General features: G+C 47.8%; 14 protein-coding genes. 7 read left to right on the top strand and 7 right to left on the bottom strand.

The genetic code is table 11. From position 1 onward, the window contains the following. Positions 1–88 precede the first annotated feature (88 nt). The 6 genes from argH to QUA34_RS25740 form a co-directional block, all read right to left on the bottom strand. Entirely contained in the window at positions 89–1,474 is a 1,386-nt protein-coding gene (argH, locus tag QUA34_RS25765; RefSeq protein ID WP_333322124.1) for an argininosuccinate lyase, read from the bottom strand. Positions 1,475–1,762: 288 nt separating this feature from the next. Further along, positions 1,763–2,002 (bottom strand): hypothetical protein, encoded by a 240-nt coding sequence (locus QUA34_RS25760; RefSeq protein ID WP_333082718.1) that lies wholly within the window; start codon positions 2,000–2,002, stop codon positions 1,763–1,765. Then, entirely contained in the window at positions 1,992–3,479 is a 1,488-nt protein-coding gene (locus QUA34_RS25755) for a PP2C family protein-serine/threonine phosphatase (protein WP_333322122.1), read from the bottom strand. The genes QUA34_RS25760 and QUA34_RS25755 overlap by 11 nt, the downstream gene beginning before the upstream one ends. Positions 3,480–4,054: 575 nt before the next feature. Next, entirely contained in the window at positions 4,055–5,812 is a 1,758-nt protein-coding gene (gene ftsY, locus QUA34_RS25750) for a signal recognition particle-docking protein FtsY (RefSeq protein ID WP_333322120.1), read from the bottom strand. Between the two features lie 121 nt (positions 5,813–5,933). Next, a complete protein-coding gene (nusB, locus tag QUA34_RS25745; RefSeq protein WP_333322117.1) occupies positions 5,934–6,566 on the bottom strand; it encodes a transcription antitermination factor NusB in 633 nt (210 codons plus the stop codon). 272 nt (positions 6,567–6,838) lie between these two features. Continuing rightward, positions 6,839–7,564: a DUF502 domain-containing protein gene (locus QUA34_RS25740; RefSeq protein WP_333082723.1), complete on the bottom strand. Its 726-nt coding sequence runs from the start codon at positions 7,562–7,564 to the stop codon at positions 6,839–6,841. 1,263 nt (positions 7,565–8,827) lie between these two features. Between QUA34_RS25740 and QUA34_RS25735 the strand changes: the two genes are divergently transcribed. Beyond that, positions 8,828–11,662 carry a PAS domain S-box protein gene (locus QUA34_RS25735; RefSeq protein WP_333389937.1) on the top strand — a complete coding sequence of 945 codons (2,835 nt, stop codon included), beginning with the start codon at positions 8,828–8,830 and terminating at the stop codon, positions 11,660–11,662. A gap of 461 nt (positions 11,663–12,123) precedes the next feature. Here the strand turns inward: QUA34_RS25735 and QUA34_RS25730 are convergent, their stop codons facing one another. Further along, entirely contained in the window at positions 12,124–12,318 is a 195-nt protein-coding gene (locus QUA34_RS25730) for a hypothetical protein (RefSeq protein ID WP_193975465.1), read from the bottom strand. A 383-nt stretch (positions 12,319–12,701) separates the two neighbouring features. Here QUA34_RS25730 and QUA34_RS25725 point away from each other — a divergent pair, with 383 nt between their 5' ends. The 6 genes from QUA34_RS25725 to QUA34_RS25700 form a co-directional block, all read left to right on the top strand. Then, positions 12,702–13,055 (top strand): STAS domain-containing protein, encoded by a 354-nt coding sequence (locus QUA34_RS25725; RefSeq protein WP_333389936.1) that lies wholly within the window; start codon positions 12,702–12,704, stop codon positions 13,053–13,055. A gap of 140 nt (positions 13,056–13,195) precedes the next feature. After that, a complete protein-coding gene (locus QUA34_RS25720; protein ID WP_333389935.1) occupies positions 13,196–16,018 on the top strand; it encodes a TIGR03960 family B12-binding radical SAM protein in 2,823 nt (940 codons plus the stop codon). Positions 16,019–16,826: 808 nt separating this feature from the next. Next, complete coding sequence (locus tag QUA34_RS25715) at positions 16,827–16,955, top strand: hypothetical protein (protein ID WP_263053612.1); 129 nt, start codon at positions 16,827–16,829, stop codon at positions 16,953–16,955. A 402-nt stretch (positions 16,956–17,357) separates the two neighbouring features. Continuing rightward, positions 17,358–19,712, top strand: a complete 2,355-nt coding sequence (locus QUA34_RS25710) for an Rne/Rng family ribonuclease (RefSeq protein ID WP_333389934.1) — start codon at positions 17,358–17,360, stop codon at positions 19,710–19,712. A gap of 2 nt (positions 19,713–19,714) precedes the next feature. Next, a complete protein-coding gene (locus tag QUA34_RS25705) occupies positions 19,715–20,401 on the top strand; it encodes a ribonuclease HII (protein ID WP_333322109.1) in 687 nt (228 codons plus the stop codon). 214 nt (positions 20,402–20,615) lie between these two features. Continuing rightward, positions 20,616–23,454: serine/threonine-protein kinase PknK (locus QUA34_RS25700; protein WP_333389933.1), on the top strand; the 2,839-nt coding region annotated here is incomplete at its 3' end.

Genomic DNA, 23,454 nt, shown 5'->3' with positions numbered 1-23,454 from the left:
TATCTGCCGAACTTAGAACCAGAGTGGAAAACACGATCGTTCTAAGGAGAGATAGCCAGCCGGAATTTGTCGAATAATTCAACGATGTTTAGGCGATCCGATCGCGCGCAGCGATAAGTGATTTTCTCACTTGTTCAAACCCGGTACCCCCGTAACTATTGCGAGCCGCCACCACTTGCTGAGGTGCGATCGCGCTGTAAATGTCTGTCTCAAAAGCTGGGTGCAAGTCTTTCCACTCCTCAAGTGTCAAATCTTTGAGGAGTTTGCCCCCCAAAAGGCAAGTTTTGACGACTTTGCCGACAAGGTTGTAAGCTTCCCGGAAGGGAACGCCTTTGGCGGCCAAGTAGTCGGCTACGTCTGTAGCATTAGAAAAGTCTTCTGTAACGGCAGCGGCGAGGCGATCGCCATTAAAGGCGATGCCTTCCCGCAGCAAAATGGTCATTGCTTCCAAGCAACCTTGTACCGTTTTGACGGTATCAAACAAAGCCTCTTTATCTTCTTGCAAATCTTTGTTGTAGGCCAAAGGAAGTCCCTTCACTACTACCAACAAGGCTTGCAAGTTACCGAACACCCGCCCCGCTTTGCCTCGCACCAACTCCGGCACGTCGGGATTTTTTTTCTGGGGCATGATGCTAGAACCAGTAGCGCAGCTATCTTTGAGCGTAATAAATCCAAATTCGTGAGAAGACCACAAAATCATTTCTTCTGACAAGCGGCTCAGGTGTACCAGAATCAAGCTGGCGGCAGCGAGAAATTCGATCGCAAAATCTCGATCACTCACTCCATCTAAGCTGTTAGCATAAACCTTGTCAAAATGCAATAGTTCTGCCGTATAATGTCGGTCAATTGGGAAAGTCGTCCCCGCCAACGCGCCACAACCCAAAGGCGAAACATTCACCCGCTTACAGATATCGCCGAGGCGTTCCCAATCGCGATCGGTCATTTCAAAATAAGCTAACAAGTAATGAGCCAAACTGATCGGCTGAGCGCGCTGCAAATGAGTGTAACCGGGAATTAAAGTTTCCACGTTACGATCGGCAATATCGAGCAAAACCCCTTGAAATTCCCGTAATTGCTCGCGAATTTCTGCGATGCGATCGCGCAAATACAAGCGAGTATCAGTGCCGGCTTGATCGTTGCGCGATCGGGCCGTGTGCAACTTTTTCCCAGCATCTCCCACAATATCCGTCAGCCGCTTCTCTACAGCGAAGTGAACGTCTTCTGCATCAACTCCCGGAACAAAAAGTCCTTGGCGATATTCGCGGCGTATCTGTTCCAAACCATTGACTAACTGTTCCCCTTCTGCTGCGGAAATAATCCCCGTTTTTGCCAGCATTTTAGCGTGAGCGACAGAACCCGTCAAGTCATACTCAATCAATTCAATATCGAAGCCAATACTAGCATTGAATCGGGCGATCGCCGGGTGCAACGCCGATTCAAATCTTTGACTCCAAGTTTTTTGTTGTGTTGTCATTGCTCAAGCTAAAACTAGATTATATCTCTCTTGCAGAAGTCTATAAAAACCGGTTTTTAGCAAAGACTTTAGTCCTTCTTCCGGTTTGTAGTCAGGACTTTAGTCCTCCATTCCCAATTCGGCAATAAAAAACTCAAGTTCTGACTACAAAGTTTTTATACATCTTTTGACCAGAAAAAACTGAAGTCTGGACTACAAAATTGTGAAACTTTTGCTGCATCATAAAAAAGTTAAGTTTTGGCTAAAAACCTTTTAAATCCGTTCCCGATACCTTCTGCGACAATAACTCTAACGAAAAATCCCTTTCAAGAACCACCCAACAAAAATACCTATAAAAAAAGCTCCTATTTGACCTGTCGAAACAAAATTGTTCCAAGCTTTCTGGAAATTCGTAAAAATTTCGTAACTTTGGCCCAAAAGCACCGTCGAACTCAAATGAGATTTCAAAACTACCATGTGAGCAGCATCGTGCCAATTAATCGAGTTGATTAATCCAGCAGTAATTTCCGGCATTAAATTAACTATCATGGTGATTTTCTCCTGCTAAAGGTGTTACCCTGAGTACAACCAGTGTCATGTCATCTTCGTTACGATTGCCGATGCCGATAAACTGGTGCACGCGATCGAACAAATAATCCAAAATTTCTTCAGACTGCTGATAATTTTGACAGGCCCACTGAAAAGCCGAGGTCAAGTTATCCTCATCAAACCGATCGCCCCTTTGATTAGAAGCATCGGTAAATCCGTCTGTGTAATAAATAATAGTATCTCCTGGCTGCAATTGAATGTGGGCTTCTTGGTAAAGCGAATCAGCATCCAGCCCAATTAACATTCCCTCCAAAGTATCAAGCTGAAGAATCGAATTAGTGGCAGCTTGCCACAGCAAAGGCGGGTGGTGAGCAGCATTGCTGTAAGACAAAACGCGAGTTTTCGGGTCATACTCCGAATAAAACAGAGTCACAAAACGGTGGGAATTTTCCAAATCCGCGTGCATAACCCGGTTTAAATGTTGCAAAATTCTCGACGGCGAGTGGCGGTTCAAAACCTCCGCCCGCAGCATACCCCGTGTCATCGTCATCAACAGGCCAGCCGGCACTCCCTTGCCCATCACGTCGCCGATCACAATGCTCCAGCGGCCCTTGTCGATTTTGGACTTGAGATTTTTAATCAGGGATGGGGGGTTTTCCCCCTCATTCTCCTTGCCGATCGGGTCATAGTCAGCGGGAATAAAATCATAATAATCTCCGCCGACTCTGCTAGCAGTTTGGCAGCGGGCGGCCACGTCAAGGCCGGGAATTTTCGGACAACTACGGGGTTGCAGCCGCAATTGAATTTCCGCCCCGATTTCTAACTCTCTGTCTAAGCGGTCTTTTTCCGCCAACTTAACAGTAAGTTCGTCTTTGCAAATAGCCACAGCGGTTTGATCCGCCACCAACCGAACTAATTTCTGTCTGCTGGGAGTCCAGAGATATTGCGGATCACTGCTAAAAACATAAAGCCGTCCGCGTTCCAAATTGTTGACTAAAATTGGCGCCCCAAACAAATGAACATCCGGGCCCAAATAACGACCGACTTGCAGGTCTAGACTAGAAGTTTGCCCAGAGGTTTCCGAAAAAGATCCAGCAGTAGCGCCCACACCTGCTGTAGCTTGCCTGGTGGCTATTTCCAGCGCTTTTCGCATATCTTGGCACTGCCGTCCTTCCTGACAATGCAACTGCTGGAACCTGACTTGACCGTTGGGTTTGAACAGCACTAAAGCTCCCCCGTCGGCGTCCGTAACGCGAGTCGCCACCAAAGGCACCAACTCCAAAAATTGGTTGAGATTGTTAAAACTTCGCAGGGCAAATCCCAGCGAGCCCAACATATCTTGAACGTTGTGCTGATATCGGTGCAAACGCGCCACCAGTTCTTTGAGGGCAAATACTGGCGTCGCGTCGGTGGAATTGCGACCCGGTGGGCGGTCAGCAGGTTGAGGTGAGGGGCGAGGCAAAGGCACAGCAGTCATTTTAAATTTGTGATTTTCGATCTTAGACGGAGGAGGAATGATTAAGGACTTACGGGCCACTTGAACAGAAACCCGTTTTTTTTAGAACAAGTAGTTTGGTTTGAGCAAGTAGGTTCGGTACTGGGACATTGGTATCAACTTAAGTCTAAAATTCTTAAGAAATCTCGTTTATAGCTGAGTCTAGATACCCCCTAAATCCACGCTGCTTGCTCTACTTGGGTGGCCCCAAGACCGCAGCGGCTCCCCTTAAGAAGAAGGGGGACTGTGAGCATTTCCTGTCCCACCCGACTATCAGGGGGGCGGCAGGGGGATCGGGAAGAATGTGCAATCAGACAGCCGACTGATACTAAATTTGAGCTTAATTTGACACGCTTGCTTTGGCTCGCGGTTTGAGCCCAACCAAGTAATAACAGAACGAAGGTATTGTTTCTAGATATTTATTTTTCACTTGATCGCTCGTGGCGATCGGCGCAAGTCCTGCGATGCTAGTTTAAGGTTAATAATTTGAGATTTTGAAGATCTGTGTCCGCCTCCAAAAAAGGAAGCGGCTGGCAGATACCTCATCAATCTAAAATCTAAAATCTAAAATCGAGTAGGGCTTCCACAAATTCGTAACTAGAAAACGGGCGCAAGTCTTCGATGCTTTCCCCGACTCCAATAAAGCGGATGGGCAGACCAAGCTGCTGCACTACTGCTAGGGCAACACCACCTTTAGCAGAACCGTCGAGTTTTGTCAATACTACTCCACTTAATTTGGCCGATTCTGCGAACACTTCTGCCTGTCGCAAACCATTTTGACCCAGTGTGGCATCCAAGACCAGTAGAGATTCTACGGTAGCGCCTGGGGCTTTCTTGTCTACAATGCGACGGATTTTACTTAATTCGTCCATCAGATTTTTTTTGTTTTGCAGGCGGCCTGCGGTGTCTACGATCAGCAGTTCTGTGCCGCGGGCGCTGGCGGCGGCGATCGCATCAAACACGACAGCAGCCGGATCGGTATTTTTTCCTGGGTTGGCGATAATTTCAACGCCACTGCGGGAACCCCAAACTTTCACCTGTTCGACGGCGGCGGCGCGGAAAGTGTCGGCGGCAGCAATCAGGGTTTTGTAGCCGGATTTTTGAGCAATATGGGCAAGTTTGCCGATCGTCGTAGTTTTGCCCGCACCGTTGACTCCTACTATCAACCAGATGTTGAATGTGTCTTTTTCGGGGGCAAATGTCAGGCTGTAGGCGGGATTACCGGCGGCGGTTTCGGCACAGGGAGCATCCAGAATGTCGCGCAGGATGGTTTTCAGGTAGGCTAGAGCCTGTTCTGGCGGCAGCACTTCTTGTGTGAGTCTTTCTTGGAGGCGCGTGATAATGATGTCGGTGGCTGCGACTCCGACATCAGCTTGCAGTAGCAAAGTCTCAATTTCGGCTACCGCGTCTTGATTGAGCGGCCCTTGACCGACGATCGCCTTTAGTCGATTAATTAAGCTGCGGCGAGTTCTTTCTAAGCCTTTCCGCAGTTTTTGGAGCCAAGTGATTTCTTCGACGGATACTTGGTCTGGGCGGCGGCCTTGACTGGCTAAGATTTCTGAAGACCACAGGAAGCCTTCGTCAAAGGCGAAACCGGGAATTTCTTCGATAATTGCCGCTCTCTCGGCGGCGGCTGCAATTACCTCTGGTTCTTCAAGGGCGGTTTCTTTGAGGCGTTCGATGCGCTCCATGCGATCGGCCTGAGCTCTGGCCCAAAACGGCAGGGCTTCGCCTGCTGCGCCGTCGGATGCGAGTGATTCGGTTTCTACAACCTCCGTTGCAGGTTCGGCAATTTCTATATTTTCTGCTGTAACTTCTAATTGTTGAGCAATAGGTGCAATGTCGATCGCCCCGGCTGTTGGTTGCAGAGTTTCTGGAATTTCTGCTGGGTTGGCTGCATCGAGTTCCGAAACCTCGGTTGCTTCAACTGTTGCTGGTGCTGCCACTTCTGGAACTTCTGCAACAGTTGGTGCTGTGGGTGCTGGTTCAAGTTCGATCGGCTCGGTTGCTTCAATAGTCGCAGGTTCTGGAACTTCTGCAACTGTCGCGATTTCTCCTTCGGCTGCTGGAACATCGGGCGCTGCTGTCTCGGAAACTTCTGTTTCGGGTTTTTGCTGTTTTTGAATATTTTTGTAAGCAGCTTTTGCCCAATTGAGATAATCTTCGGCTACAGCAGGAGAAGCTTGCTCTGTTGTATCTGTTTGAGGCTCAACCGGTGCGGATTTTGCCGACTCATCTTGCGGCTGTTCGGGGGTTGCCTCTGTTTCAGAAGATTTGCTTTCGCTGTACTGGCGACGAAACCAATTAAATACCATAGTTGATGGGGAATAGAGAATAGTTATTAGTCATTAGTCCTCAGTCCCTAGTGTAGAGCCGATTGCGGATTGCCAATCACTAATGACCAATGACTGCTGACTAAGGACTACTGACTAAGGACTACGGACTAACAACTTCTGCGTTGATTTTATCGACTACTCGGCGGAGGACTCCGTTGATGAAGCGATGTCCTTCGTCGCCGCTGTAGCGTTTTGCCAGTTGGACGGCTTCGTTGACGCTGACTTGCTCCGGTAAGCCCAGATATAGCATTTCGGCGATCGCGATTCTCATGATATCTCGATCTATCCGGGGCAACCGTTCTATTTGCCAATCTACAAGGGATTCCGAGAGCAATTCATCAATTTGAACACGGTTGGCGCTGACTTTCGTCAGAATTTGCAAAGCATAGGTGCGGACATCTTGCTGGTTGGCTAGCTGGATTAGTTCTGGAAACTCCATTGCTGAACCGAGACGGTTGATTGCGGTTTGAGTGAGTTCGACTGCTTCCCGTACCATTGTTCTAGCACTTTGTATATCGGAGGCGCGGATTTCGCTGGCAAGCAGTTTGTCGCTACTCCGCTGCACTTCGGATGCTGCTGCTTCTAGGGATTCTTGAACTTCTGCTGTCAGGGTACGGATGGCGGCGAGGAGAACGTCTTGCAGTTTCTTGGCTTCTAAGAGTTCTGGATTCGCTGGCAGTTGGCTGATACCGAGGAGTGCTAGTTCGCGTGCTGTTTCGCGGGCTTTTTTCATAATTTTTAGATAGGAATTGAGAATTTAGGAAGTTTTTCGATCGCGCGCGGACTTGAACTTTAGCAGAAAACTCGACTAAAAGCGGTACAAGACCAGCCGTCTGACTCGCCAGCGGCGGGTAGTTTACAGATACTTGGCTGTCAAACCTAAGATTTATGCTCGAAACCGGGTTTCTGAGTATAGGCCTTCTCGGTTTGGGCTGGTTTTGTCGAAATATTATCTGCTATGGGGAAAGTTTACACGGTCTTACGGGTCACTAAAGATGTCTTGGTTCACTCTTCTTCGACTGGAACAGCCTGGTATCTTGATTCGGATACCAAGGGTTCGAGTGTTTTGCCCTTGATTTTTTCGGGGGTTACAGCAATTGAGTTGTTGGGGTTGACGATGCCGCCAGAGATGATGACTTTAAAGGCATCTTCGATCGACATTGACAAGTTGACTAAATCTGCCTCCGGCACTATAGCGTACCATCCGGTAGTGGGGTTGGGAGTGGTGGGGATGAAAATGCCGATCGGGGTTTCACCGGAAAGGTGAGGCGGGATGTCGTTACTCTCGATCGTACCGGTCACAAATGCTAAAGTCCAGATTCCCCGCCGGGGATATTCCACTAACACCACGCGGCGAAATTTGTCGTTTGAGTTGAGGAGGGTTCCCAGCAGTTGTTTGAGGGTTTTGTAAACCGAACCCGCTAGGGGAATTGCCTGCAACACCCGTTCGCCAAAGTCTAGCAGCCATTTGCCGAAAATGTTGCGGGCCATTAAACCGATGACTAAAATGCTCAGCAGGGGTACAGCCAGCCCTACTAAAAGATTTAGCAGATTCACCAAAATCGGGTGGAGTCCGTCAAAAGGGTTGATCTGCTTGGGAATTTTGGTGAGAAAATTGATCACCCAACTGGCGACGGTAATTGTCAGCCAGATGGTGGTAGCTAAGGGTATCACTACCAATAGTCCTGCGATCAGGTCGTTTTTTAAGTCTTGTTTGATGCGTTGGAGCACGGCGGGTCAAATCTCCTCGTAACTGGTTGCCAATAACCTGAATAAACCTGAGACTAAAGCAACTGCACGGGCTTTACTGGATGTCACCATAGACAATCGTCTTCAATTCTGCTAAACCCTACCCTTTCTGAGGGGGAAGAGTTAGGGATCGCCGGTGCTTTACCTTTATTTTAAAGAATTATTGCAATTTGGCGCTTAGTTTTAATATATGCGGGCTGTGCACCAGCTCACCGTATTGTATATTTTAAGACACTTTGGCTCGGTTCAATCAATAAGCCGATCGGTCAGAGACAGCCTGGGAGTCGCAGTGTAGCGAGTCCAGATCAAATTTTCTGTGATTTGCATAGGAAATTAATTGGTCGATCGAGCTTTCTCAGATTTTCGGCGGGGTGGCACTTCGTTTTACTTATATCTTGCACCATTTTCCATAAGCTTTTTATGGACGGGCTCTCCTGCCCATCCCACAATCAAATTCACTCTTTGTGGAATAGGCCGGAAAGCCTGTTCTTGAAAATGGTGCAACCTATGAGTTTTACCGAATTCTGGCGAATCTCTGCAGGTTGAGTGCAGTGTGTCTGCAAAAATCTATCTTTAGATAGATTCAGTGTACCCATTTGCTACTGAAATAACGGTGTTTTTTGAGGGCGACTGCGATCAATAAGGCAACAGTTGCCTACCATGCAACACTTGCATGGTACGTAAATCCGGCAAAAAGTAAAGCAGACATACCAGCAACTTTGACTTTTTTTGACACGATCGATCGATATTCAGGAAATAATGGCAGAATTCAAGCGAATTCGAGCTTGAGAGGAGCGACAAAGCAATATAGAATTAACTCTGGCATCACTACAAAAAAAATAATCTGCCAAACGAGGTAGCAGTAGTTAGTAGCAAGCGAGATAAATTACTACATAGCTAGTTGTTTCTAGCCAGAAGCGCGAAACTATTTGTTTAACAGGGTATAGCTAAACTGCTACATAGAAGCAAGACTCCAGCGATGCCGATTTCTTGGAAGCCGACGAAAGTTAAGGAAAAACAAGCGTACTAGCCGCTCAAGTCAGAGCGGGGATTTACCTCGCTGCAAGCAGCAATAGACTTGATTAGAAGCTAGGATTGAGATATGAATGCTCAACTCATGAAACCAATTGATTTTTACATTTTTTTATGCCATTAAACACGCAAGACTTTTGTGGGCTTCACTTAAAGCCGCAGCCAGATCAAATTTTGTATCAGATAATTAATATTTAAGTAAAAGGAATTTTTGTGAAAACGCTCAATATCCTCTTAGTAGAAGACAGTCCCCTAGATGCCGAACTGATTGAGGCATATCTAATGGATGGCGGGCTCCAATTTTCTCTGGTGTGTGTGGAAAATCGAGAAGACTTTGCCACGGCGCTGGAAAAACAACGTTTTGACATTATTTTGGCAGATTATATGCTGCCTTGTTTTAACGGGATAGCTGCGCTGGAAATCGCCCACACTACTTGTCCGGGAGTGCCGTTTATTTTTGTTTCGGCTACTTTGGGCGAGGAAGTGGCGATCGAAACTTTGAAACGCGGCGCTACAGATTATGTTCTCAAACGCCGTTTGATACGCCTAGTGCCGTCGATTGAGCGGGCCCTGCGGGAAGTTCAAGAACGGAACGAGCGCAAGCAAGCCGAAGCACAGCAGCAGGAAAGCGAAGCTCGATTTCGGATTATGGCAGATACCGCGCCGGTGATGATTTGGATGTCCGATACTGACCAACTTGGCGATTACTTTAACAAAGTTTGGCTGGAGTTTACGGGTAGAACTTTGGCGCAAGAAATGGGCACGGGTTGGATGGAAAACTTGCACCCAGATGACTTACCAGAATGTCTGGATATTTACCAAAAAGCTTTCGACGCTGGCAGCGAGTACCGACTCGAATGCCGCCTGAGACGCTATGACGGGGAATACCGCTGGGTTTTGGGTACAGGCGTACCCCGGTACAGACCCGATCGCACTTTTGCCGGTTACATCGGTTCTTACATCGATATTAGCGATCGAAAACAGGCAGAACAAGAACGGGCGGCAGCTTTGTCCCGCGAACAAGAAGCGAGGTTGCAAGCAGAAGAAACAGCTAAAGCGCTGCAATTGGCAAACGATAAAATTACTAACATTCTCGAAAGCATTACCGATGCTTTTATCGCTGTTGATTTAAATTGGAACTATACCTATGTCAACCACCAAGCTATTGAGCTGTTAGGTCAACCAAAAGTAGAACTGATTGGGAAAAAAATTTGGGATATATTTCCCTGCGCTTTAGATTTACCGTTTTACAAAATGGCGACCCAAGCATTAGCAGAAAAGGTAACAATCGAGTATGAAGAATTCGTACCGTTATGGAATAAGTGGTTGAAGATGCGTTTTTATCCTTCCGATTCTGGTTTGTCGGGTTATATCCAAGACGTTACCGAGCGCAAGCAAACAGAAGCTGCACTCCAAGCTAGCGAAGAAAAGCTGAGAATGTTAGCCGAAGCTAACTTGATAGGAATTATCTTCGGGGATGTTAACGGCCGTATTATCGAGGCCAACGATGAATTTTTGCGGATAGTTGGTTACACGCGGGAACAGTTGCAGGGCGGGGAATTAAACTCGATTGATATCACGCCGCCGGAGTACCAGTCTCTCGACAAGAAGGGGATGACAGAGGCACAAGCAACAGGGGCTTGCACTCCCTACGAAAAGGAATTCTGGAGGAGAGACGGCAGCCGGATTCCGGTGTTAATCGGATATGTTTTGCTGGCGCAAAAGCGGCAAGAATCTGTGGCTTTTATTCTCGATTTGACTGTTGGCAAGCAGTTGGAAAGAGAACTGCACGATCGAGCCGAGGAATTGGCGCGGGCGAACCGAATTAAAGACGAGTTTCTAGGAACTTTGTCCCACGAATTGCGGACGCCGCTGAATGCGATGCTGGGATGGGCGCAACTGCTGCGAAACCGCAAGTTTGACGAAAAAACGACTGTTCGGGCTCTGGAAACGATCGACCGCAATACACGAGCGCTGGCAACTCTGATCGAGGATTTACTGGACGTGTCGCAGATTATTACCGGGAAACTGTCGCTGAATTTGCGTTGGGTGGATGTGATTTCGACTGTTGAGGCTGCGATCGATACTCTCGCGCCCGCGATTGCCGCCAAAAATATTGAAATTGTGACGGATTTCGACCCAACTGCAGGACGGATTTTTGCCGATTCCGGTCGCTTGCAGCAGGTAGCCTGGAATTTGCTGTCGAATGCGATTAAGTTTACTCCCGATGGCGGACAGGTGAAGGTGGAAGTGCGAAAGATGGAGAGGACTTTTGCCCGTGAGGAATCCGCTTGCTGTAAGAATTTGTCCCCCGCTAGTGTGGAAATTGAGGTCAGCGACACGGGACAAGGGATTTCAGAAGAGTTTTTGCCCCACGTTTTCGAGCGGTTCAGCCAAGCTGACAGCTCTATAAGGCGATCGTACAACGGATTGGGTTTGGGTTTGGCTCTAGTGCGGCATTTTGTGGAAATGCACGGGGGGACGGTGCAAGCCGACTCGGCAGGGAAGGGAAAAGGGTCGAGGTTTTTAGTGAGATTGCCAATTCAACAGCTTCCTGGCGACGGCGGATTTTCTGTTGCGGGACTCGGGGAGTTGGCGATTCCTCCAAGCAAGGCGCGAGCCCCTGTAAAGGAGTCTTTTGTCAACAGCAATCTTTCGGGAGTTCGGGTGTTGGTGGTCGATATCGACGCGGATTCCCTGGATTTTGCCTGTACCGTGCTCGAAGATTGCGGGGCCCAGGTGGAGACTGCTAGCTCTGGAAAACGTGCGTTGGAGGCGATTGAAAGGCTGAATCCGGATGTGTTGGCGATCGATATCGGGATACAGGCCCTTGACGGAGAGGCTCTGCTGCGGCAAGTGCGATCGCGGATGGTGGACAGGGAAATTCCGGCGTTGGCGTTCACGGCGGTTGGTAGGGTAGAGGAACGAATACGGGCACTGCAGCAAGGTTTTCAAATTTACGTGCCCAAGCCGATCGAGCCTGCTGAGTTGGTGGCGGTGGTGGCAAGTTTGGCCACGCGCTCAAAGATTTTAGATTTTAGATTTTAGATTGACTCCGCGATGACGGATGTCGTAACTACACATCATTTTTCTTGCATTCGAGCGCTCGGAAAATTCGGCATAACAACGTTTTTCTTAGTAGAAATCAGAACTCTAGCTAACTTGTCAAGCCCCAACAGTTATAAATTTAATTAGCCTCAAAGTTGGTAATTTTTGATACTGATAGCAGTTTCTAAAAGGAATGCAACTGTAGACAAGTTCCAAACCCTGATCATCATCCGTAGTCCGACTTCTAAAATCTAAAATCTAAAATCTAAAATCTAAAATCTAAAATTGTATGAGTTGCAGGGACGATCGTCCTTAACTGTATCTCCTCAAATATGAAGTTCACTAAATACGTGCTTCAATTGAAAAATGCCATGTCGGGGTCAATGCTGCTCGCACTCCTCTATTTCCCGCCCTACAAGGATTTTGTGTCGCTCTTGGATTTTTCTGGGCCCTGGTTTCAACTATCGACTAGATACCAGTTGCACCCGACCGGCATCCATTTCATCCATTAATAACTCTAAAGCCTCATAATCAATATCCGAGATGTAGCCCAAACGGGTGAGCTCGTAGTTGATTTCGTTTTCAATGTCAGGCGTTAACTGCTTAATGTAGAGGGCTTTTTCTACAAGATGACGAATAGCATAGGTTGCTTGCATAGTAGCTCGGAGAACTCCGTACAAGTTAATTATTATCTGAACAGTCGATCGCGCGCGTGATCTAAATCAGAACTAACAAGTGATTTCAATTACATTATTCACTTTTATCTAACAGCCAGGGGACAGTCGATCGCATTTTTTAGAATTCTCAAGACTAAACCTGCCGGCATAAATAAAAAATAGTATAGTAGCTTACGTTTCCTTCGCAAATCTTGCACAAAATTTTATAAAAAAGAGTCAATAAATAAAGATTCAGTAAAATTACTGAAAACAACTGGTCGATTTCGCTCAGAGCAAGTTAGGCTCAGAGTAATCAAGTAGGTTTAGGCTTACATCTGTCCAGCACAGTAGTTGAAAGTACGTAGCAACCATAGGTTTGACATATGCAGACACTTCTTGCCCATAAACCAATTACGGTGATTCGACCCCTAGACCACCTGAATGCAGCCACCTGCGGAGAACTCGGACGGCAACTCATGACAGCAATTGCAGCCCCCGGGGTTGTAGCGGTACTCGTAGATTTGGGCGCAGTAAAATTTATTGACAGTGCCGGTTTGATGACATTGGTTTCGGGCCTGAAGCAGGCGAAAAAAATGGGGCGCAGGTTTAGTCTTTGCTCGGTATCCCCCGGGATTAAGATGATTCTGGAACTCAGCCAACTCGATCGAGTTTTTGAGATATTTGAAAATGTCGATAGCTTTGAAGCCGAAAACTCCTGTGTAAACCAGCACTGGTAGAGGTGCCTCCTCGGCGAAAACAAGCAACAAAACCCAGTAAATTCCGTTAAATGCCCGAAAAGACAGACTACTGTCGTTGGCGTGTTGGCAGATTTTAAGGTAGGCTGCTTAAGAGTCGCAAATATTTAGCGAGTCGAGCCGTGGCAGTAAAAGTCGAAGAATTACTTACAGCAGACATTAATCAGCCTGCTCGTTATCTGGGAAACGAATTGGGATCTACGCACAAGCCTTGGGACGAGGCATTGGTGCGCTGGGTTCTCACTTACCCAGAAGTTTATGAAGTTGGTGCTTCCAATCTGGGGCACATCATCCTTTACAACATTTTGAACGCAGGGCCGAGACAGTTGTGCGATCGAGCTTATTTGCCCGCCCCAGATTTGGCAGCAAAACTGCGATCGACCAAAACTCCGCTGTTTGCGGTAGAATCCAGGCGATCGCTCACAGAATTTGATATTCTGGGCTTCAGCCTCAGCTACGAACTCGGAGCAACAAACATTCTGGAAATGCTGGATTTAGCCGGCATTCCCCTAACTTGGCAAGAAAGAGCAACAAATCCCCAAAACGGTCAAATACCGCTGATTTTTGCTGGCGGGCAAACGGCAACTTCCAACCCCGAACCCTACGCAGACTTTTTTGACTTCATCGCTTTGGGTGATGGAGAAGAGTTGCTGCCAGAAATTGGCTTGATTTTGGCAGAAGGCAAAACAAATAATTTGAGCCGAGAAGCATTGTTGCTGGATTTAGCGCAAATTCCAGGCGTTTACGTCCCGCAATTCTACGATATGGCGGCCGACGGTTCTGTTCATCCCAACCGCCCGCAAGTTCCAGAACGAATTCTGCGCCGCGTGGCAACTCCCATACCAGCTTATTCGATCGGCCTGGTTCCCTACGTCCAGACAGTACACGACAGACTGACAGTAGAAATCCGCCGGGGATGCACCCGCGGGTGTCGCTTCTGTCAGCCGGGAATGCTGACTCGCCCCGCGCGCGATGTCGAACCGCAGCAAGTCGTAGAGGCGATCGAACAGGGGATGCAAGCCACCGGACACAGCGAGTTTTCCCTGCTTTCCCTGAGTTGTTCCGACTATCTGGCACTCCCAGCAGTCGGGATGGAAATCAAAAATCGCCTGAAAGATAAAAATATTTCTCTGTCTCTACCCAGTCAGCGGGTTGACAGATTTGACGATAATATTGCCGACATTCTCGGCGGTACGCGACAAGGCGGTTTGACTTTTGCCCCGGAAGCTGGTACTCAGCGGATGCGGGACATCGTTAACAAAGGTTTGACCAACGAAGAATTGCTTCGGGGTGTCAAAACTGCGGTCGATCGCGGCTGGGATAAAATCAAGCTGTATTTTATGATCGGTTTGCCCGGAGAAACAGATTTTGATGTTCTCGGCATCGCCGAAACAGTCCGCTGGCTGCACAGGGAATGCAGGATCGATGGCAGGCGGGGACTGAATTTTAACTTGACCATTTCTAATTTTACGCCTAAGCCTCACACTCCTTTTCAGTGGCACTCGGTTTCTACTGCTGAGTTTTCCCGTAAGCAAAAACTCCTGAAGGAAGAGTTTCGGGGGATGCGGGGCGTCAAGGTGAATTACACTGATGTGCGGATTTCGGCAATGGAGGATTTTGTCGGACGGGGCGATCGACGTTTGGCTGCTGTAGTCCGCCGCGCTTGGGAACTTGGCGCGGGTATGGATGCGTGGTGGGAAAGCTTGGATCAGGCTTACAAAGCTTGGACTCAGGCAATAGATGAGTCGGGCCTTACTTGGAAATACCGTCAAGTCGAAAGCGGCGAGTGGAATCTGTTTGAGAAGGAAGAAGGAAGTTCGGCAACGGATTCAGTAACGGATGTAACGGATGTCAGTCCGATAAAAGTCGGAAGAAGCAAGAAGGAAGAAGGCAGAGAAATCAAGGAAGATTTTCCCAATTCTCCGGATATCCCCCTCTCGCCCTCCCCCTCTGTCCCCCTCTCTCTCGATCAGGCTCTGCCTTGGGATCACTTAGATACGGGAATCGACAAAAACTGGCTGAAAATTGACTTGCAAAAGGCTTTAGAAGCAGCGACGGTTCCCGACTGTTCCTTTGAAGGGTGTTCGCGCTGCGGGGTGTGTGGCACCGATTTTGGACACAATGTGGTTGTGGATGCGCTGCCAATTCCAGAGTTTGCTGGGGAGTTTGTCCCGGATACGGAGCGGAAACAGCGTTTGCGGGTTTGGTTCGGCAAGGTGGGCGATATGGCTTTGGTTGGTCATTTGGATTTGATCCGATTGTTCGATCGAGTAGTCCGCAGAGCCGATTTGCCGATTTCGTTTACCGGCGGGTTTCACCCGAACCCTCGGATTTCTCTGGCAAATGCTCTGCCTCTGGGTGTTACCAGCACTGGGGAAATTGCCGACTTTGAGCTCACTGAGCTGATCGATATTGAGAGTTTTCGGGAAAAGTTGGCCGCTAAGCTGCCGGAAAATATTCCGATTTACAAGGTTGAGTCGATCGATCTTAAGGCTCCTTCTGCTAACCAGTTGTTAGAAGCAGCGGAGTACGTGATTACTGTGGCTTTAGGGGGTTCGCTGACAGAAAATGGCGAATTAGACCATGAAAATTCTGCTCCTGTCTCCGTGGCTCCTGATGCCAACTGGGAAGCTTGGGTCAAGACGATCGCCGAAACCGAGGCTTTTTGGCGCGTGCATACTACTAAGTCGGGAAAGACGAAGGATGTCAATTTGCGCGATCGGCTGCACAAACTAGAACTTGTAGAGCACAAACCAGACAGCAGCACCTCTGCTAGGGGTGCTACATCCGAAGGTAGAGCCGTCTTGCGCTTTACCGGCAGTTGTCGCAGCGATGGCAACTTGCTAAAGCCAGAACATATTGTGTTCATGCTCGAACAAGTCAGCCAGCAGGAAATTCAGCTTCTACAGGTTGAGCGTAGTCAGCTAATCCTGGGTTATGGTTAAAATAGGGAAGCCGTGGTGGAATATTTCACCTTCGGCTCTCGATCGGGATGTGTCGTTTCACGCTATAATCGCTTGTTATGGAAGCCGCGGCGGCTCGAGCGCTTTAGTCGCTCGCCGCCCTCGTCAACCAGCAACGCGGGCTGGGTGCAAATTGCTTCTGTTCAAGACTTCAAGCCTTTTTGTTGTACATTCACGGGCTAAATCTAGCGCCAAACCCGCTGGAGCGGGGTCTGAACCAAATTTAGCGATTAATTTCGAGCGATCGACTGGTTGTCGGTGGTCGGCTTATTCAAAAATCTCACGGTTCAAACCGCAGAGCGGGTATTCAACAATAGATGTTTTTGGCGGGTCAAAAAACGGAGATAAGCCCCCGACTTAAGTCGTGGAGAACCAAAAATTTTAGATTTTAGATTAAAGTTCCAGCTCCCAGATTTATCTGTGGAGTAAATCTAAAATCTAAAACCTAAAATCTAAAATCGACTGACCCGTCAAAAAACGCAGATAAGCCCCCGACTTAAGTCGTGAAGAACCAAAAATTTTAGATTTTAGACTCTAGTTCAATCTCCCAGATTCATCTGTGGAGTAAATCTAAAATCTCCAATCTAAAATTTAAAATCTAAAATCGACTGACCCGTCAAAAAACGGAGATAAGCCCCCGACTTAATTCGTGGAGAACCAAAAATTTTAGATTTTAGACTCTAGTTCAATGTCCCAGATTCATCTGTGGAGTAAATCTAAAATCTAAAATTTAAAATCTAAAATCGACTGACGAGGTTTTAGGGTTGGCAGGGGCGGAGGTTGCAGTCGAATGCCAAGCTGGGGTATGTTGAGTGCGATCGCACAAGAATTCAACAAAAGTCTAGGCGCTTTCACTCCTACCTACTTTCGCTCAAAACCAGCCCTCAACCACCACGCAAGCGGAGTTATCAGTTCGTAGTGTTAAGTTGTGTGTTAAGAAATTGGTACGGTGTCAATGAATTTATTCGCGCTCGTTCAAAGGAAGAGTTGTAAGTGTTGAAGTTTGAGTATTGATTTCGCAATTGTCAACTCAAATCTCAATATTGCTAACTCGATAAAAGCCTTCTTATTTCTATCTCTCAGATTTATCTGCTGAGCATAACTCATAACTCTGTACGGGCGGGTTTAACTACTTTATCTGTAACAGTTAACAGTGAACAATCAACAGTTAACAGTGAACGGTCAACAGTTAACTTTCCTTCCACCCTGCACCAACTCACAGCTAATAACTCTTCAAGCTACTACTAATTACAGTCTAAGTCAGAGGCACTATGAGTGCGTAAGTGTCTCTAACTTGCTGCCAGTTTTTTGAGGAAATTGAATGACAAAGCAGATAGTTATAGCAGAGCAGCATCGCATTGCTGCCGTATTTTCAGAAGATCAAATCCAAGAACTTGTGGTAGCCACAGGCAGCCACCAAGTCAGTGACATTTACTTGGGAATTGTTGAAAATGTACTCCCTGGGATAGATGCGGCCTTCGTCAATATTGGCGATCCAGAACGTAACGGGTTTATGCACGTCACAGACCTCGGCCCGCTGCGCCTTAAACGCTCGGCAGGAGCAATTACAGAACTCCTGACCCCCCAGCAGAAAGTGGTGGTACAGGTAATGAAAGAACCGACGGGCAGCAAAGGCCCCCGGCTAACAGGCAACATTACCCTGCCCGGCCGCTATTTGGTACTGATGCCCTACGGCAGGGGAGTCAATCTCTCACGGCGGATCAAGTCGGAAGCGGAGCGCAACCGCCTCAGAGCCCTGGCTATTTTGGTGAAACCGGCCGGGATGGGGCTGCTGGTACGCACTGAAGCTGAAGGGATGACTGAAGAAGCCATCATGGAAGATTTAGAAGTCCTCCAAAAACAGTGGGAAGCCGTTCAACTCGAAGGCGGTACTTCGCGGGCGCCGGCACTGCTCAACCGGGATGACGATTTTATCCAGCGGGTGCTGCGGGATATGTTCAGCGGTGACGTGAATCGGATTGTGGTGGACTCGCAAAATGGAATTAAGCGGGTGAAGCAGCAGTTGATGAGCTGGAACGGCGGTAAACTTCCTGCGGGAGTTTTGATCGACCACCACCGAGAGCGCGCCTCGATTTTAGAATTTTTCCGGGTTAACGCTGCGATTCGAGAAGCCCTCAGACCAAGGGTTGATTTGCCTTCGGGTGGTTATGTGATTATTGAGCCGACTGAGGCGCTGACGGTGATTGATGTCAACTCGGGCTCGTTTACTCGATCGGCGACGGCTCGGGAAACGGTACTCTGGACAAATTGCGAAGCAGCCACGGAAATTGCTAGACAACTGCGGTTACGCAATATTGCCGGGGTGATTATTGTTGACTTTATTGACATGGAATCCCGCCGCGATCAGTTACAGGTGCTGGAACATTTCAATAAAGCTCTCAAAGCTGACAAAGCTCGACCGCAAATCGCTCAACTGTCGGAATTGGGACTGGTAGAACTGACTCGTAAGCGCCAAGGTCAAAATATTTACGAGTTGTTCGGCCACAGTTGCCCTACTTGCAGCGGGTTGGGTCATCTGGTGCACTTGCCTGGGGAAGAAGACTTCGCCGCAGCGGTGCGGGAATCGGGCGATCGCACTGTTGCTACATCGAACCGCGTTTTGTTGAATTTGCCAGAAGGATTGGAACGTCGCAGCTTGACGCCTGTGGCGGCTGCAACTCCTGCCCCGGTGCGGGAAGAACGCCCCCCCGAACCTGCTAGGGCTGCTTGGGAACCTCAAAGCGAAAGTTTGGATTTTGAGACCGGCAGCAACGCATCGCCTTTGGACTTGCTCAACCATCCCAGCTATCAGGATTTGGGGAACGGAACTAGACGCCGCCGCCGCCGCCGGATTGGCGAAGAGCCTTTTGCTCTCCCGGCGGAGGAGGAACCGGTACGTAGCAAGTTGCGGCTGCCGAATACTTCGAGCGCGCCCGTCGCGGATACGCGCTCTGAGTATCTGGCCCCCCCCGGCATCCGGGCGGCTTCGGAGGGCTTCGGGCTGGTGAATATGGCGACTGTTGGCAGGCGCGAGGATTTCGAGCGTGTGCGTCCGGCTAAGTCTGAGTTGATGAAGCCGATGGTGGAGCCTCCAGAGGTGATTTCGGTGGAAATGACGGCGGAGGAGCAGGATGTTTATGCTCTGATGGGGGTTTCTCCTTTGGTGCTTACTGATCGCAGTGTGAAAAATCCTAAGAATGCGATCGTTTCGGTGACTCTCCCCGGAGCGGCACCGAACAAGCCGCCTTTCGAGCAGCTCGAATTTGAATTTGAAGCGACGACGCCTCCACAGAATGTTGAGGATGATGAACGGGATTATTATCCAGAAAGGTCGGTAGTTGAGCCTGTTTTTTCTGAGGATGATGATGATGATGATGATGTCCAAATTTATGGCGAGAGTTTGATCGACGAAACTGATGATTTTGATGGGATGGAGGAACCCAGCGATGTGATGGACGAATCCTATGATCCGATCGAATCCCAGGAGCCGATCCAATCCCAGGAGCCGATCCAATCCCAGGAGCCGATCGAATCCCAGGAGCCGATCGAATCCCAGGAGCCGATCCAATCCCAGGAGCCGATCGAATCCCAGGAGCCGATCGAATCGAGCGAACCGGAGGAACCTGCTATCAACCGCCGCCGCCGCCGCCGCTCATCTGCCCTTTTGGATGAATAGTTATGAAGGAAGAGGGAAGAGAGAAGAGGGAAGAAAGAAGAAGGAAGAAGGAAGAAGTAGAAATTTTTACTCTCTTCCCATCTTTCCATCTTCCCCTTTCCCCCTCTCCCTCGAGCGCTCTGGTAATTGCGGGTGTGGATGAAGTTGGACGAGGAGCTTTGTTCGGGCCGGTGGTGGCTGCTGCCTGCATTTTGCCCGACGAAGTTCTCGATGAATTAGCAAGTTGCGGGGTGCGCGACAGCAAGCAGTTGAGTGCCGCAGCCCGGAGTCGGTTAGCTGTGAAAATCCGGGCTGTGGCTGTTGACTGTCAAATTGGTGTGGCTTCGGTGCGGGAGATCGATCGCCTCAATATTTTGCAGGCTTCTTTGTTGGCGATGAAGCGGGCGATTTTGAAGTTGAAGGTGACGCCGGATTTGTGTTTGGTTGATGGGAATCAAAGGATTCCCAATTTGGCGATCGAGCAAGAGACGATGATCAAGGGTGATGCGCGATCGATTCAGATTGCTGCTGCTAGTATTGTGGCGAAAGTTTGGCGCGATGAATTAATAGTACGTTTGGCTGTTAACTATCCTGAATATGACTTGACAAATAACAAGGGATATGGAACAGCAAAACATAAATTGGCTTTGGAACGCTGCGGGCGATCCGCTTTTCACCGAGTGTCTTTTAGTCCTTGTCGAAAATCTTAAAATAACGGTGAAAAACTTAGCTAATTTGAGCGCAATTATATAAAATTTGAAAAACCAAGAATTTCCGCTTAAAAAATTCAGCTAGTACAGGCTGAAAAATGTCTATCACCTGTTAGAGAAACGAGCAAGCAATAGAGCTGTCTTAATCTATTCCCAAATTTATCATTTTCAGGCTCCGGTAGCATCTATAGAATCTTTATTTAACCTCTTCAGCATGACTGATAATTTGTTAACAATTCCCGGCTATCGCATCATTGAGCAAATCTACAATGGCTCTAGAACACAGGTTTATCGAGGACTTTCTGAGTCAAACCAAAAAGTAATTATCAAACTGCTATTGAGCGAGTACCCCACTTTTAGCGAACTCGTGCAGTTGCGGAATCAGTACACCATTACCAAAAATCTTGACCTTCCCGGAATAGTCAAACCCATTTCACTCTTAAACTACCGCAATGCTTTTGCTCTGGTAATGGAGGATGTTGGGGGTGTTTCCCTTGCTGAGTATACTGCTAATCCTGAAGCGAAGAATTTGGGCGATCGCCTATCAAGTAATTCTGAGGTTTCCTCCCCCCATACTTCGCCCCTACCCCTCGATGAATTTATGCCCATCGCGATTCAGATTGTCCAAACCCTAGAAGGACTATATCACAACCAAATTATTCACAAAGATATCAAGCCCCAGAATATTATCATTCACCCTAAAACTAAAGAAGTTAAATTAATTGATTTCAGCATTTCCTCTCTTTTACCCAGAGAAAACCAACAAATCCAAAATCCAAACGTCTTAGAAGGAACACTAGCTTATATGTCCCCGGAACAAACCGGAAGGATGAATCGAGGGATTGACTACCGCACCGATTTTTACTCGCTGGGAGTCACGTTTTACGAACTACTGACAGGGCAATTACCCTTTAAGTCTACCGATCCGATGGAGCTAGTTCACTGCCATATTGCTAGGATGCCAACACCCCCGATCGATCTGATTCCAGCTATCCCGGCAGTGTTGAATAACATCATTATGAAAATGATGGTAAAAACTCCAGAATCGCGCTATCAAAGTGCTTTTGGACTGCGGTACGACTTAGAAAATTGCTGGCAGCAATGGCAAGAGAATGGGAAGATTAGCCCGTTTGCCTTGGCGAATAGGGATATTTGCGATCGCTTCGTCATTCCCGAAAAACTCTACGGTAGAGAAACTGAAATTAAGGCGCTACTAGAAGCATTCGATCGCGTCAGCGAAGGCACTTGCGAAATCATGCTGGTGGCAGGCTTTTCCGGCATTGGTAAAACTGCCGTCGTCAACGAAGTTCACAAACCCATTGTCCGCCAACGGGGTTACTTCATTAAAGGTAAATTCGACCAATTCAAGCGCGATATACCCTTCTGGGCATGGGTGCAAGCATTCCAGAATTTAATCCGACAATTACTTACCGAAAGTGCTGCAGAGGTGCAGAAATTGCAGGTCACAATATTAGAGGCGTTGGGTGAGAATGCTCGAGTCATTATCGATGTCATTCCCGAATTAGAACGACTAATTGGCAAGCAGCCAGAAGTGCCAGAACTAGAGGGAACTGCCGCTCAAAATCGCTTCAATTTATTATTGCAAAATTTCATCCGAGTCTTAGCGACAAAAGAGCATCCTTTAGTAATTTTCTTAGATGATTTGCAGTGGGCAGACTCAGCTTCATTGAAGCTAATGCAATTGTTGATGAGCGAGACGAATACCCGCTATCTGTTGTTAATGGGAGCGTATCGCGATAATGAAGTTTTTCCAGCACACCCACTGATCCTGACCTTGGATGAGATTCGCAAAAACTCGGCAACAGTCAACCAAATTACTTTAGCACCCCTAGACCAAACTTCCCTAAATTGCCTGATTGCCGATACTCTTTCCTGTCCACCAGAAAGGGCGATTCCTCTGACAGAACTAATTTTTACCAAAACCAAAGGGAATCCTTTTTTTGCTACTCAATTTCTCAATTTTCTTCATAAAGATGGGTTAATTAAGTTTGATTTTACCCCCCCACCCCCCCCTTGGCGAAGGGAAGCAAGCGGGGGTTGGCAATGCGATATTTCCCAAGTTAGGATGCTAGTTTTTACCGATGATGTGGTCGAGTTTATAGCGATTCAGTTGCAAAAATTGCCCATAGATACCCAGGATGTTCTGAAACTTGCAGCTTGTATAGGCAACCAATTTGACTTAGCAACCCTGGCGATTGTTCACAAAAAATCTCAGAGTGAGACAGCGGCCCATGTGTGGAAAGCGTTGCAAGAAGGATTAGTTATTCCGATTACTGAAGTTTACAAGTTTTTTCAGGACTCAGAATCCGTTGAAGTTGCACAAGCGTCGGAGTTATCGGTTCCCTACAAGTTTTTACATGACCGAGTGCAGCAAGCAGCATATTTTCTGATTCCCGAATCCCAGAAACAGTCCACCCATCTCGAAATTGGGCAACTGCTATTGAGGAATACTCCTGAAGCAGAAATACAAGATAAAATTTTTGATATTGTCAATCAGTTGAATATGGGGGTGGAGTTAATTGAGTATCAGGCTGAGCGAGATCGACTAGCTCAATTAAATTTAATTGCGGGACGTAAAGCTAAAGCTTCAACTGCTTATGCTGCGGCAAATATTTATCTGCAAACAGGGATTGAACTCTTGAGTGCCAACTGCTGGCTTCTTCAGTATGAATTGACCCTGAATCTCTATATTGCTGCCGCTGAAGCTGCCTATTTGAATGCTGACTTTGATGGTATGGAACAGATGGCAGCACTGGTTTTGCAAGAAGCCCAAACAATTTTAGATCGAGTTAAAATTTACGAAATTAAAATTGCCGCTCAGACCGCCCAGAGCAAGGTGTTAGAAACGATCGCCGTAGCAAGAGAGGCACTCTTACAATTGGGAATTGAACTCCCTGCCGAACCTGATGAAGCCAAGATTGGCAAAGCGTTACAAGCCCTTGCGCCCCAACTAACCGGCAGAAAGATTGAGGAATTGGTTGACCTACCTGTGATGACAAATCCACAGACTCAGGCAGCTATGCAACTGTCTG

The organism is Microcoleus sp. POL10_C6 (assembly GCF_036701585.1).
Classification (GTDB): Bacteria; Cyanobacteriota; Cyanobacteriia; order Cyanobacteriales; family Microcoleaceae; genus Microcoleus.
This window is presented reverse-complemented; position numbering and strand designations above follow the sequence as displayed.

Excerpts from the sequence above, each read along its gene's own strand:
- nusB (WP_333322117.1), bottom strand. The coding sequence starts at position 6,566 with ATGAAAAAAGCCCGCGAAACAGCACGCGAACTAGCACTCCTCGGTATC.
- QUA34_RS25760 (WP_333082718.1), bottom strand. The coding sequence starts at position 2,002 with ATGATAGTTAATTTAATGCCGGAAATTACTGCTGGATTAATCAACTCG.
- argH (WP_333322124.1), bottom strand. The coding sequence starts at position 1,474 with ATGACAACACAACAAAAAACTTGGAGTCAAAGATTTGAATCGGCGTTG.
- QUA34_RS25705 (WP_333322109.1), top strand. The coding sequence starts at position 19,715 with ATGAAGGAAGAGGGAAGAGAGAAGAGGGAAGAAAGAAGAAGGAAGAAG.
- QUA34_RS25755 (WP_333322122.1), bottom strand. The coding sequence starts at position 3,479 with ATGACTGCTGTGCCTTTGCCTCGCCCCTCACCTCAACCTGCTGACCGC.
- QUA34_RS25710 (WP_333389934.1), top strand. The coding sequence starts at position 17,358 with ATGACAAAGCAGATAGTTATAGCAGAGCAGCATCGCATTGCTGCCGTA.
- QUA34_RS25730 (WP_193975465.1), bottom strand. The coding sequence starts at position 12,318 with ATGCAAGCAACCTATGCTATTCGTCATCTTGTAGAAAAAGCCCTCTAC.
- QUA34_RS25725 (WP_333389936.1), top strand. The coding sequence starts at position 12,702 with ATGCAGACACTTCTTGCCCATAAACCAATTACGGTGATTCGACCCCTA.
- ftsY (WP_333322120.1), bottom strand. The coding sequence starts at position 5,812 with ATGGTATTTAATTGGTTTCGTCGCCAGTACAGCGAAAGCAAATCTTCT.
- QUA34_RS25715 (WP_263053612.1), top strand. The coding sequence starts at position 16,827 with ATGCCAAGCTGGGGTATGTTGAGTGCGATCGCACAAGAATTCAACAAA.